The 12,387-nt window shown below is 42.6% G+C and carries 11 protein-coding genes; 3 read left to right on the plus strand and 8 right to left on the minus strand.

All coding sequences use genetic code 11. The features are described 5' to 3' along the window. Positions 1–198 precede the first annotated feature (198 nt). The 3 genes from Q4486_RS14920 to Q4486_RS14930 all read left to right on the plus strand — a co-directional run bounded on the left by Q4486_RS14920 (position 199) and on the right by Q4486_RS14930 (position 3,213). The gene (locus Q4486_RS14920; protein WP_303519971.1) at positions 199–903 is read left to right on the plus strand and encodes a hypothetical protein; all 705 of its coding nucleotides are present in this window, start codon (positions 199–201) and stop codon (positions 901–903) included. A 395-nt stretch (positions 904–1,298) separates the two neighbouring features. Continuing rightward, positions 1,299–2,078: a TSUP family transporter gene (locus Q4486_RS14925; RefSeq protein WP_303519972.1), complete on the plus strand. Its 780-nt coding sequence runs from the start codon at positions 1,299–1,301 to the stop codon at positions 2,076–2,078. Positions 2,079–2,196: 118 nt separating this feature from the next. Continuing rightward, positions 2,197–3,213, plus strand: coding sequence for a sodium:calcium antiporter (locus Q4486_RS14930; protein WP_303519974.1), 1,017 nt, complete (start codon positions 2,197–2,199; stop codon positions 3,211–3,213). A 475-nt stretch (positions 3,214–3,688) separates the two neighbouring features. On the opposite strand, the gene Q4486_RS14935 is transcribed toward Q4486_RS14930, so the two are convergent. The 8 genes from Q4486_RS14935 to Q4486_RS14970 all read right to left on the minus strand — a co-directional run bounded on the left by Q4486_RS14935 (position 3,689) and on the right by Q4486_RS14970 (position 12,200). After that, complete coding sequence (locus Q4486_RS14935; protein ID WP_303419562.1) at positions 3,689–5,227, minus strand: methyl-accepting chemotaxis protein; 1,539 nt, start codon at positions 5,225–5,227, stop codon at positions 3,689–3,691. A 3-nt stretch (positions 5,228–5,230) separates the two neighbouring features. Continuing rightward, positions 5,231–5,830, minus strand: coding sequence for an SCO family protein (locus Q4486_RS14940; RefSeq protein ID WP_303519976.1), 600 nt, complete (start codon positions 5,828–5,830; stop codon positions 5,231–5,233). Between the two features lie 297 nt (positions 5,831–6,127). Beyond that, positions 6,128–6,703: a DUF3365 domain-containing protein gene (locus Q4486_RS14945; RefSeq protein ID WP_303419556.1), complete on the minus strand. Its 576-nt coding sequence runs from the start codon at positions 6,701–6,703 to the stop codon at positions 6,128–6,130. Between the two features lie 100 nt (positions 6,704–6,803). Beyond that, positions 6,804–7,562: an enoyl-CoA hydratase-related protein gene (locus Q4486_RS14950; RefSeq protein WP_303519978.1), complete on the minus strand. Its 759-nt coding sequence runs from the start codon at positions 7,560–7,562 to the stop codon at positions 6,804–6,806. Positions 7,563–7,606: 44 nt separating this feature from the next. Beyond that, positions 7,607–8,161, minus strand: coding sequence for a DUF2889 domain-containing protein (locus Q4486_RS14955; RefSeq protein WP_303419550.1), 555 nt, complete (start codon positions 8,159–8,161; stop codon positions 7,607–7,609). A 15-nt stretch (positions 8,162–8,176) separates the two neighbouring features. Beyond that, positions 8,177–9,841 (minus strand): AMP-binding protein, encoded by a 1,665-nt coding sequence (locus Q4486_RS14960; RefSeq protein WP_303419547.1) that lies wholly within the window; start codon positions 9,839–9,841, stop codon positions 8,177–8,179. 111 nt (positions 9,842–9,952) lie between these two features. Next, positions 9,953–10,390: an SCP2 sterol-binding domain-containing protein gene (locus Q4486_RS14965; RefSeq protein WP_303419544.1), complete on the minus strand. Its 438-nt coding sequence runs from the start codon at positions 10,388–10,390 to the stop codon at positions 9,953–9,955. 22 nt (positions 10,391–10,412) lie between these two features. Next, positions 10,413–12,200 carry an acyl-CoA dehydrogenase C-terminal domain-containing protein gene (locus tag Q4486_RS14970; protein WP_303419541.1) on the minus strand — a complete coding sequence of 596 codons (1,788 nt, stop codon included), beginning with the start codon at positions 12,198–12,200 and terminating at the stop codon, positions 10,413–10,415. Positions 12,201–12,387: the final 187 nt, after the last annotated feature.

The following is a 12,387-nucleotide window of genomic DNA, read 5'->3' on the forward strand; positions in this document are numbered from 1 at the left end:
CCGAAGGTGGGTCTCAATTTACCCGTTTTTAAAAGGATTTAAAAAGGTGGAATATCCTCAAGAACAACCATACAAGTTACTCAAAAGGACGCAAAACGCTTGGCTTGTGCTCCTTCGTCGCTAATTTTAGCCAAACATTTATGCGCCCATTAGTAAGGCGTTAAATCTTTTACGAATAAATAATTCTATGGAAGGACAATGAATTACAAAAAGGCAACCTCAATTCTATTAGCCACATTACTTTTGACTGCTTGCTCAGGAATGAGAGGTGGATTAACCAAAAACGAACTTGATTCGAGTAATAATATCGCGGTTGTATCCCTTTTAGGTACCAACTTTAATGGTATCCACATTGGAACGACTATTTTCAGTAATGTTGTGTATGAAGAAACAGTCCCTGAATGGAACATTGATGGATTTACTGAAGAGTTAATTATTTCACGGCTTAATCAATCAGATTTACGTACGGCTGTAGTTCTTCAGCACGATCCAAACCTTAATGAACGTTTGGAAGAAACATGGAGCTTTCTTAATGGGTATGACTATAAAGAGTTAATAGCGTCCGCAAAAAGCCAAGGCGCCGATACACTTATTCTTGTCAAACCAACAAGGTACGATAACAAACCATTTCATGAGCCGGGTTATGGCTTCTACGAACGTTCGTTTCTTGGCAATGCACAGAGCTGTGTTTATTCACTATTTACCATGACTGTATTCTCTACTAATAGTGGACAAGAATTAGGGTGGGAATGGGGATTCCCCTGTGAAACAGGTGAGGTTGAGATCAAATGGAAAGACAGCTTTGATCAATATACTAAAGAAGAAACACAGCTACTTCGTCTTAAAGTAGAAAACAGTGTAAAGCAAAATGTATTGTCGGCTCTAAGAGCCCTTGGTTATTAAGGTCATCAAAAAAAGCCTAAAGATCAAAAAACCAACAGGATCGGTCTGGCTTTTTGCAATACATAAAATAAATAGGGTCCTAGTATATTTTCTCCGGCCTCGTAGACAACATGCTGTTTAGCGTTAGGGGTTTGGTTCTATCGAGCATTTCCTTATTTATTGCTTTAACTGGGGGCTCTCCCACAGAAAGAGTCATTGCTTGGATTAGATGTATCGTCTAACCCAAAACCGGTGGATGCGGTTGTTATATCATTAGACTACTGCAACAGCTTAATGGACGGTTGGTATACGCAGTCGATAACAAGTCATTAACTACTATTTCTTCTAAGTACTATTACTCGTGCAACATCAGCGAACAGATTACACCAGCAGTGTAAGGAAAAAGGCGTATCCCATTGGAACTTGCGAATTACTCTATCGAATTACTGGCACTTTTATTTTTAGTGTCGGTTGTCGCCGGACTCCTTGATACATTGGCAGGTGGCGGCGGATTAATATCAATACCCGCCTTAATTTTGAGCGGTGTTCCCCCTTTGGCTGCACTGGGGACCAACAAATTACAAGGTTGTATGGGGACGGCTACAGCGTCTTATATGATGCTTAAAAATAAAAGAATACGCTGGGACAACGTGAAGTATCTAATGTTAACAGCGTTTGTAGGCGCAGCATTGGGGACCATCGCTGTGCAATTTATAAATACAGATGTATTAGCCTTTGTTATTCCTATTGTTCTTTTATTTATCGCTATCTACTTTCTTATATCGCCAAAACTCATTAAAACTCAGGGTGTCGCTAAATTAACCAACACAAAGTATAAAAATATAGTTGTCCCTTTTATTGGCTTTTATGACGGTATGTTTGGTCCGGGTACGGGCTCTTTTTTCGCCCTGTCGGGTATTCTATGTCGAGGACATGACCTAATAACATCGACAGCCATCGCTAAACCCTTAAACTTTGCGACCAATATCGCGTCTTTAATTGTATTTTTAGTGGCCGGTCATATTGTCTGGGTTGTTGGACTATCAATGATGCTAGGGCAATTCATAGGTGCATGGTTTGGCGCCCATTGTTTGTTCAAAATTAAGCCCGCCTATTTAAGAATCATTGTCGTTCTTATGTGTAGTGCTATGCTATTAAAGTATGCTGATTCAATGGGATGGTTTGTTTTCGCCTAACACACCCTTCAAAAGGGAAAATAACGGTGGGTTTTTGGTAGTTACTTAACGTTAAGATCTATTAATAGCACGCTTGAGTAGCGAGTGTTTCTCGTTTCTCACTGCTTGTAAGGTTTGTATGTTTACTTCTTTAACGTCCAGCATGATTGCTTTTGCTGTTGCCGCATTGGTGATTATCATTGCCGGTAGCAAGTTGGCAAAATTGTCAGATTCATTAGCTGACCAAACGGGCTTGGGCGAAGCATTATTTGGGGTTTTATTATTAGCGGGAGTTACCTCATTACCTGACTTTGCAGCAACACTCACGGCGGCCATTGATGCTCGCCCCAATTTGGCCATGAGTAATGTCATGGGGAGTATGGCCGCTAATCTTGTCTTTCTGGCTGTGGCAGATATTGTTTATCGTAAAGCTAATTTGGAACATGCAGCAGCCTCTGCCGTCAATCTGATGCTCGCTGGCTTGCTCATTGTTTTATTAACCTTGCCTTTACTGGCTGTTTTTAGCCCCTCTATTACTTTTTTTAATATTCACCCCATTACACCCGTAATTATTATCGCTTATATATCCGGGTTGCACTTAGTTCTGCATACGAAAACAAAACCTATGTGGTTCCCTCGACAAACATGCCAAACGGTTGCAGACCAACCTGATACGCGCCATAGCAGTAATTTAACCTCAGTGTGGATAACGTTTATCTGCATGGCAGCTTTAACGGGGATAGCGGGTTGGGTTTTAATGGAATCAGCAAAACAGGTAGCCGATCAAACGGGAATTTCTGAAACACTTATGGGTGGCTTTTTTACCGCGCTTGCCACTTCTACACCCGAGCTAGTCACCACGATTGTTGCCATTCGTATTGGTGCTTTAACCCTTGCAGTCAGTAATATTTTTGGCACTAATTGCTTTAATATGTTGGTGGTTGCCGCTGCTGATGTAGGTTATACCCAAGGTTCTATCTATCATGATATGGCTCCTGTCCAAGTCATCTGGGCTTTGGTGAGCATTTTAATGACAGCGACTTTACTCTTAGGCATGGTGAGACGGCAGACTTATGGCATTGGTAAAATCGGGTTTGAGAGCGCCCTTATTTTAGCGATCTATGGTATTGCTTTGGGCTTCGTTATCGTAAGTTGAGTAATTAGCCTACGATACTGGATCAACCTGACCCTATTATTTCCAGAAAACCCTTCCCTAAAGGGCTTTCCTTCTTCGAACATAGGGAAAGACTCATGGCGGTAGCAACGAGAAAAACCCTTCGGCCAGACACCCGTTCCGAGTATAGAGGCTGGCCTTCTACAGATGAACTAAGAAGGCGCTAATTCTTTATATTCTATAGGGTGCCAAAACTAAAGGCCGATGGTTTTATAGGCACAGAATAGGGCTGAAAGTGCAATCTTATAAATCGCAGATATACGGATGGTCATGCTTTGGTGAGTATTAAATACGATCCCTGATCGTTAAGTTTTTTATTGCCCTTAATTTCGTCAAGTGCATGTAAAACTGTTCTCTATTGCCATCGTGGGATATGCCGTTTGTCAGAAACAATAACTATGCAGCAGTATTAGCCTTCTCCCAAGCCACACGAGCTTTGGAAGAAGGCTGAGTCGCGCTATGCCTTAATACTCAATGCGGCCGCTTTAAGCTCTTCCGAAAGCGCAGAGACTTCGATAGACAATTGGGTTGACTGTTCAGATGTCCCTTGAACTTCAAGGTTTGATGCGTTGATAGATTCCATATCCATACTGACAATGTCAGCTACTTGGCTTTGCTCTTCAACCGCGGCAGCAACCTGTAAGTTCATTGCCAAAATATCCGCTACGGCATTCGCTGCCTGATCAAGCGTATATTGCGTCTGTTCAGTTATAGCGATAGTTTCTTCGCTTTTCTCCCGTCCAGACTCCATGATAGTTACAACACCTTTGGAAGCACTTTGTAATTTAGTAACAACGGTATCAATTTCTTTTGTTGCTTCTTGGCTGCGCTGCGCCAAAGACCGAACCTCATCCGCAACAACCGCAAAGCCTCTTCCCTGCTCACCAGCGCGCGCTGCTTCAATGGCGGCATTTAACGCCAATAGATTGGTTTGCTCAGCGATGCCTCGAATAATATCCAGCATTGCTCCAATATCATCCGTATCAGCTGCCAATTTATCGACCATTTCCTTCGCTTCTTTTTGTTGCTGAACTAACGCCAAGGTATTACCGATGCTTATTTTGACTTTATCAAAGCTTTGATCGGTCAATTTCTTAGCATTTTCAGATGATTGCGCGGCACTTGCCGTATTCTGGGCAATTTCAGCAATGGTCTGGCTCATTTCAGTAACCGCAGCAACCACTGAGCTTATTTTATCATTCTGCCCGCACAGCTGTTCCTGACTGGTACGAGACAGGTTAGCCGATTGTTCGGAAAAACCAGCCAGTTTGGAAGAAGAGGATTGAAACTGCTGCATCGTTGTACGAATCATATCGAAGAATTGACCGAGAGTTTCAATAAAGGCTTTATCATCTTTTGTTGCGGCTTTAATACTGCTCAGTTCAATGGTTAGATCTTTATCTGTGGCTGCATTTTCAACCACTGTCCGAATTTGATTGGCAAGGACATACTGCCTTCGCAAATGAACAGAGATCATTATTAAAATGGCCGACTCGACAATAACAAAAAAGGCGTGCAAGAAAAAAGTAGGCCAGTCGCATGTTATTGCATAAGTAATATAGGGATGATCACCAATATAAGTATCAGCAAGCTGTAGAGGTACACTCACGAGGTGGTGAACCGCAATAACCAATGCAGCAACGACAACAACCCGCCAATCGCGCCATAAAATCAAAAACGCTAAGACACTGAAGATATGGAAATGCATTTCCAGGCGGCCAAACTGCTGCATAATCAATATCATTGACATAAACATATAAGAAGCCGCGATGACGGCTCGAGAGATAAAAGTACCTTTTGCCACGCTATAAGTGAGCAGCGCAGCGATAACCACTAAGGTTGCAGGAACCCCTCCAAGTAAATGTGTACCAAATCCGTTTGGCACAATAAAATATATAAAAGGCAAATGCAGAACAAGAACCGTCAATCCAAATCTATCTGCCCAAGAGGCATCACGAAACTCATTCTCGCTCGTCATATTATGACGCTCTAACATAGCTTAATCTCCTTGTTCGAGCATGTGAAAATCTTCCAAAATCATTTTTAAATCCGGCTTTGTGTAAACCAAAATTCCATCCAGTTTGGGATGGATAAAATAAATATAGTCCGTGTGAATGATTTCCTCTTTCCCCTGAAAGTAGTTCACTTTCAACAAACTGGCTATCTCTTTAAGTCCATGACCTTCGGTACGAAGCCCAATAAAGGCGGCATCGAAATTTGCCAGAAACTGACCCAACCGTTCAGCCGTATCCTGTTGAGGGTCAATGGTAATAAGTGCAAACTGCGCCTCAGGTCCTACATTCAATTTTATTTGTTTGAAAAACGCCATTGTTATAGGACAAGTATAGCTGCAACTGGTAAAGCCAAACGTTAAGAAGAGCGGTTTTTTCGCTAGGTTGGTCAAATGGACTTGATGCCCATACTGGTCGCTTAAAGGTGCGTTACTCAGCTCAAAGCTGGTCTGTATTCCTTTTAGTTCAGGTTTTCCCAGCAACCCATTCAGATAGCTATTTGCAGATAAATACGGATAAATAAATGCGGTTAGTAAACATAGACCTGCAACGACTAAAGCCAACACTTTTACTGGCCTAATCGCCATTATAACGCCACATAGAAATCACCAATTTAATCAAAATCTAAAAACTTCGCATTACATCAATGCATAAGTAGCCTTTATTTTCTTTCAGCCAGTGGCTGCCCCCCACAGGAAAAACAATGAGGCGCTCACCTTTTATGCTCAACTACGTGCCAAAACGAACGGTTTAGATTTTGGCCTCAAATACAGAGCACAAAAAAAGCCTTAGACTATAAAATCTACGGCTCTTTTTTATTCGCTACAACGACACTAAGCTTAGTAAGCCTAGCCGCCTAGCCTTTAGCGCTTTTTCAAACGACGCTAAAGGTATTTCTTCAGCGTAAATGCACCACGCAGATCACCAACAGAGTAACCCGTTGCCTTATCTTCTGGATATAGGGCTTGCAAGCTATTTTGAAGGACTGGTTTTATCTTAGTGCCATGACAAGCTAAACACTGATCAGCCACTGGGATCGCTTTCATCATTCGGAAGACCTTACGGCCATCTTCATCCACAACGACTTGTGAAAAGCCTAAGGTTTTTAAATTAGCGCCTTGCTGAGTTTGTTTAGCAAATTGTTCTAGTACCTGTTTTTCCCACTCATCAGGCGCATTCTCAGGATTACGTAATTTCAAACTTGTACGGCCTATATCCCAACCTGAAGATTGCGATATTTCGTGAGTTAGAGGCATTGCCTTTGTATTACAAACAGCAATAGCAGCGGGTGCCCCGCCTTCTTCTTTAGCTTTTTTTAACTCGCCCATTAAGGTGGAAGCTAACTGCATAATCACCTGTTTAGCTTCAGTCTGAAGCTCAGGGATATTTACGGTGAACTCTTCAGCCTGAATCGAAGGGGTTGCAACTATAGCCGCTACCGCTAATAGAAGTGCTTTCATACTAATGCCTCTTTGAATACGATCGTTCTAATGGTGCAAAGTATATAGCAATAATTAAATTAGTAAACGCTAATATTTATGGTTTTTATAGAATAAATCGCTATCGCGCAGGTTTATTCTGCAAAAATTGCATAAAGGCTTGCTGAGCTTCCACGGAGGATAAACGCTCATAAAAAAGCGTACCCTCTTCATCCATTACTTGGTGTAACTGCTGAAGGTAAGCTTTTTTCATTAACATTTTAGATGTTTGGACCGATTGCGAAGGCAGCCGTGCTAATCGTTCAGCACGAGCACGGGCACATTTGAGTAAAATATCGCAAGTTACAATCTGGTTGATTAAACCAATCTCTTGGGCTTTTTCAGCATTAAAAGGCACACCTTCAACCATCATTTCAAACGCCTGCTGATGGCTGACCATTTGCGGAAACAGTAAGGTTGAACCCCCTTCTGGAATAAGGCCTAATTTAACAAAGGGCATTTGACAGTTTAAATCATCGGCAGCGATCACAAGATCGCAATGTAGCAACATGGTAGAACCTATACCTACCGCATTACCTTGAACGGCGGCAATAATTGGTTTTTTACACTCAGCTAATTGGTGTAAAAAACCGATAATAATCTTAATCGCATCAGCCCCATTACCGACAGATATAAAATCTTGAATATCATTACCCGCACAAAAACTAGTTCCCTCAGCACGAATAAGCACAACATTGATCTCTGAATTTTCAGATGCCGAATCTAACAGTTGAGTTAGTTGCTCATACATAGAAAGGGTCAATGCGTTCTTTTTTGCTGTTCTGTTTAGAATAATCTCCAGAACATCCTTATTCTGCTCTGCTAGGACAAATTCATTCATAGGAATTCTCAATCAGATCTGATGTTTTATAAGAGCTACAGCCATTATTTATCAATATAATGTTCGGGCAGATAAGTTTTAATCATTTCGCTGCTTTGGCCCCACACATGGCAACTATTGAGCATAAATTTTGCGCCCTCTTTCAGCACCCCTTCATCCCCCTCTTTACCTGAACTTGGCCATATCGCTTGTATTGCTGTCGTTGCCACAACCGGTAATAGGTCATTCAGATGGGTACAACCCGCAACACCGCCTAGCAATGCTCTGGCCTGTTTTTGCCACCCAGGCCCAATACGGGAGCCTTCCAGCTTTTTGAACGCAGAGGTAATCTGGCTACACATGCGAAAAGGTGATTCATCTATGACTGCTTCGACATGATGTATATGTAAGCCTTTATCAAGGGTCACCCGTATGCTGATATCGTGAAACGCTTCTCCTCCTGCCACATAGCCCCCCCGTTCGGCGTTATCCACATCATGGGTTTTAACATCCGTCATCCGCGCTTCTATATCCCATAATTTATCGTCACGTAGATAACCAGTGCAAACCACTGTACGGGTATGTTGAGCCGTTCGACGAGAAGGTTTAGATAGTGGCATTAGCTCGTTCCTTGCTCAGTTGGCATCAGGTTGTGGCGATTTAAGCATTCGACGTAAAACTTTACCTACATTCGATTTAGGTAGGTCATCTGCAAACTCAACCTGTTTAGGCACTTTATAGCGCGTGAGTTTATCTTTACACCAATTACGAATATCTTCGCGGTTCAAATCGGGATTACTACTCACAACAAAGACTTTAACGGTTTCCCCCGCTTTAATATCGGGAACACCAATAGCGGCACATTCGATCACATCGGGGTGCTGGGTAATGACATCTTCAACTTCATTAGGGTAAACATTAAACCCAGAGACGATAATCATATCTTTAGCGCGGTCAACGATTCGATAGTAGCCATCTTCATCTAAAGTGGCGATATCACCGGTAATAAAGTAGCCATCGTCGGTGAAAGAACATGCAGTCTCTTTTGGACGCTGCCAGTAACCTCTCATCACTTGCGGACCTTTAACACAGAGTTCACCCGCCTCACCAATAGGTACGTCTTCGCCATCAGTACCAATTACGCGGATATCTGTATGGAGCATCGATAAGCCAATGGTGCCTATACGGTTCGCCAGCGGTGGATTAAAACAGACCGCCGGTGAGGTTTCGGTTAAACCATAGCCTTCGGTAATATCGCAACCGGTTTTTTCCTTCCACAATACTGCTGTTGATTGGTTTAGCGCCATACCACCCGATGCGGTAAATTTAAGGTTACTAAAATCCACATCTAAGAACTTTTCATCACTGCACAATGCAATAAAAAGCGTATTCAAGCCGACAAAAGTGCTCATCTTCCATTTATGCAGCTCTTTGATAAAACCGGAGATATCACGTGGATTGGGAATTAAAACACTGTGACCACCCAGCAGTGATACAACCTGAGCAACGGTAAAGGCATAAATATGATAAAGCGGCAGCGGAGATATAACAGTTTCTGTCCAATCAACGCCAGGTACTGTTAGTCGATTTTCAGCCTGCAACATATTAGAAATTAGATTGGCGTGCGTGAGAACAGCACCTTTTGATACGCCTGTAGTGCCGCCCGTATATTGCAATACAGCCGTGTCACCCGGAACGACTTCAACATGCTCAGGCGTTTCACCTAAATATTTTAAGAGCACTTCTCGTAAAGGGAGCGCATCCGGCAGGTAGAAATTGGGTTCCATCTTTTTCAGATATTTAACAGCGGCATTAAGTATATTACGCTTAACAAATCCGTGGAGATCACCAACTTGGGTCACAAATAGGTTTTCTATCTGGGTATTCGGCAGTATCTCTTCTGCCTTATGCGCCATACTTTTGTGAATAATCAACGCTTTTGCGCCAGAATCACAAAACTGATGCTCCATCTCTTTAGCTGTATAAAGAGGGTTGGTGTTGACAATCACTAACCCCGCTCTTAATGCTCCCATAAGTACAACAGGATATTGGATAAGATTGGGAAGCTGGATCGCAACACGGTCGCCGGGCTGTAAATTGGTCTCTTTCTGTAAATAAACAGCAAACGAAGCAGACAAGCGATCTAACTCATTATAATCGAGTGTACGGCCAAAGCTTGTGTACGCAGGTTTAGGACCAAACTTTTCACATGTATAGGCTAGGACATCGGGGATTGTTTTAAATCCGTAATGATTGATATCCGCTGGTATTTGATCCGCTGCAGGTAACTGCTGCACCATTGCAGGCTCCTCGTATAATTATTTTTATCGAGAACCTTTTCGGTTCTAGTATGTTGTAACACGCTAAAGGAACTGCAAGCTACTGCTTACATATCCCTTAGATTACTGAATTCATGCAACCGGAAATAACGCCGCTAATTTAGTTGCCAGCATAATATCGCCATCGGCCTGAATGCGACCCGTCATAAACGCTTGCATCCCATCAGTTTCACCAGACATAACCTCTTCCAGCGTAGTACTATCCATGCGCAAAGTAACGGTTGGCTGATCATTACTACCTTCTGAAACAGAACAGTTGCCGCCCTCTACAACAACAAACCACTCTCCACCATCACTAATTTCATATTGAAAAATAGCATCCGTACCTGCCGCAGCAGATGAATCAAAACGTTGTTCCATTTGAGAGAAAATTGCTTTTAAATCTGCCATGTTCGTGACCTCATTTTTATTATGACTGCTTGCATTTTTTAGCTTGTAACGCGTCGCATTTAACTTCAATAGGCCGCGCAATAAGGTGCGGCCTACTGGATTATTCAATACCTTTTTCATCTGCCTACCTTCAAAAGCATGATTAAAATGCAAAGTGCTCTTGTTCCATAGACATCAAATTATCCGCACCGGACTGCATAGTAACGACCAAAGAGCGGGTACGCGGTAAAATACGCTGAAAATAGAATTGGGCTGTAGTCAGTTTAGCTTGATAGAAAGCAATATCACCTTCACCTTGAGCTATTTTTTCCTGAGCAACTTTCGCCATTCGAGCCCAGAAATAACCTAACACCACGTAACCTGAATACATGAGATAATCAACGGAAGCTGCACCGACTTCATCGCGGTTCTGCATCGCTTTCATACCTACTTGCATGGTCAAATCACCCCACTCTTTATTCAAATCAACAAGAGGCTGTGTGAACCCATGCATTTCTGGGTTATCAGCTTCCGCCTGACAGAATTTATGCATGATTTTAGTAAAACCTTTTAAGGCCTCACCTTGGGTCATTAGAACTTTACGTCCCAATAAATCTAAGGCTTGTATCTGGGTTGTTCCCTCATAAAGCATAGAGATACGGCTATCACGTACATTTTGTTCCATGCCCCACTCTGCGATATAGCCATGACCACCAAAGATTTGTAAACCATGGTTAGCTGATTCAAAACCGACTTCGGTTAAAAACGCTTTTGCTATAGGTGTTAAGAAAGCCAATAGGGCATCTGCGTCTTTTTTCTCGTCACCCTCACATAACTTCACTTTGTCCACCAGCTGTGCGCAGTAATAGATCATCGCACGGCCGGCTTCAGCAAACGCTTTCTGTGTCAGCAACATCTTACGTACTTCAGGATGAACAATAATAGGATCAGCCGCTTTATCAGGGTACGCTGGGCCATTTAATGCTCGCATCTGTAAGCGATCTTTAGCGTACGCAAGGGAGTTCTGAAACCCCCATTCTGCATGAGCTAAGCCTTGTAGCGCAGTCCCTAAACGAGCAGTATTCATAAAGGTAAACATGCAGTTCAAACCTTTATTGGCAGTACCTATCAAGTAACCGGTCGCCTCATCAAAGTTCATGACGCAGGTGGAGTTACCATGGATACCCATTTTGTGTTCTAAAGAACCACAGCTCACACCATTGCTTTCAGTCAGTGCATTAGGTAGGTGTTTTGGAACAATAAATAATGAGATACCTTTTGTACCAGCTGGCGCATCAGGAAGACGTGCGAGTACGATATGGATAATATTTTCCGCCATATCATGTTCACCTGCGGAGATGAATATTTTCGTACCCGACACTTTATAGCTGCCATCAGCTTGAGGCTCTGCTTTTGTTCTCAGCATACCTAAGTCAGTACCACAATGGGGTTCTGTAAGGCACATTGTCCCAGTCCATTCACCAGAGATAAGTTTAGTCAGGTAAGTCTCTTTCTGCTCATTAGTACCATGAGCATCTAACGTATTCATGGCACCATGGCTTAAACCTGGATACATACTCCATGACCAGTTTGCCGTACCTACCATCTCATTAAGTATAATACCTAGAGACTCAGGTAAGCCTTGACCACCCCACTCAGTTTCATGGGCAAGCGAAGGCCAACCACCCTCAACAAACTGCTGGTACGCTTCTTTAAAGCCATCAGGTGTTGTCACTACACCATCATTCCAAGTACAGCCTTGTTGATCTCCTACTTGATTCAATGGTGACAGAACGCGTTCAGAAAATTTGGCACCCTCTTCCATAATTGCTGCCACCATATCGGGTGTTGCTTCATCACAACCCGGTAAGCTTTGGTAATGTCTCTCAGCATCAAGAACTTCGTTAAGTACGAAATTCATATCACGCAGTGGCGCTTTATATTCTGGCATGACCTGTATCCTCAATATTATTTTTATAGCGCTAAGTGGTATTTATCACTTGAGCAATCGCTGCAAAGTACAATCTAAATTGGCAGCTCTGTTGTTCAGATATACTTAAGGATGGTCGATAGACTGAATTTCGCCAATAACAAAAGCTACCATTATTAATGACAAAAAGTAGCACGCGTTTTAAAAC

Source organism: Neptuniibacter sp. 2_MG-2023 (assembly GCF_030547495.1).
Taxonomy (GTDB): domain Bacteria; phylum Pseudomonadota; class Gammaproteobacteria; order Pseudomonadales; family Balneatricaceae; genus Neptuniibacter.

Bases quoted from the DNA above. Each gene is read 5' to 3' on its own strand.
- Q4486_RS14920 (WP_303519971.1), top strand. From the start codon at position 199: ATGAATTACAAAAAGGCAACCTCAATTCTATTAGCCACATTACTTTTG.
- Q4486_RS14930 (WP_303519974.1), top strand. From the start codon at position 2,197: ATGTTTACTTCTTTAACGTCCAGCATGATTGCTTTTGCTGTTGCCGCA.
- Q4486_RS14935 (WP_303419562.1), bottom strand. From the start codon at position 5,227: ATGTTAGAGCGTCATAATATGACGAGCGAGAATGAGTTTCGTGATGCC.
- Q4486_RS14940 (WP_303519976.1), bottom strand. From the start codon at position 5,830: ATGGCGATTAGGCCAGTAAAAGTGTTGGCTTTAGTCGTTGCAGGTCTA.
- Q4486_RS14945 (WP_303419556.1), bottom strand. From the start codon at position 6,703: ATGAAAGCACTTCTATTAGCGGTAGCGGCTATAGTTGCAACCCCTTCG.
- Q4486_RS14950 (WP_303519978.1), bottom strand. From the start codon at position 7,562: ATGAATGAATTTGTCCTAGCAGAGCAGAATAAGGATGTTCTGGAGATT.
- Q4486_RS14955 (WP_303419550.1), bottom strand. From the start codon at position 8,161: ATGCCACTATCTAAACCTTCTCGTCGAACGGCTCAACATACCCGTACA.
- Q4486_RS14960 (WP_303419547.1), bottom strand. From the start codon at position 9,841: ATGGTGCAGCAGTTACCTGCAGCGGATCAAATACCAGCGGATATCAAT.
- Q4486_RS14965 (WP_303419544.1), bottom strand. From the start codon at position 10,390: ATGAAAAAGGTATTGAATAATCCAGTAGGCCGCACCTTATTGCGCGGC.
- Q4486_RS14970 (WP_303419541.1), bottom strand. From the start codon at position 12,200: ATGCCAGAATATAAAGCGCCACTGCGTGATATGAATTTCGTACTTAAC.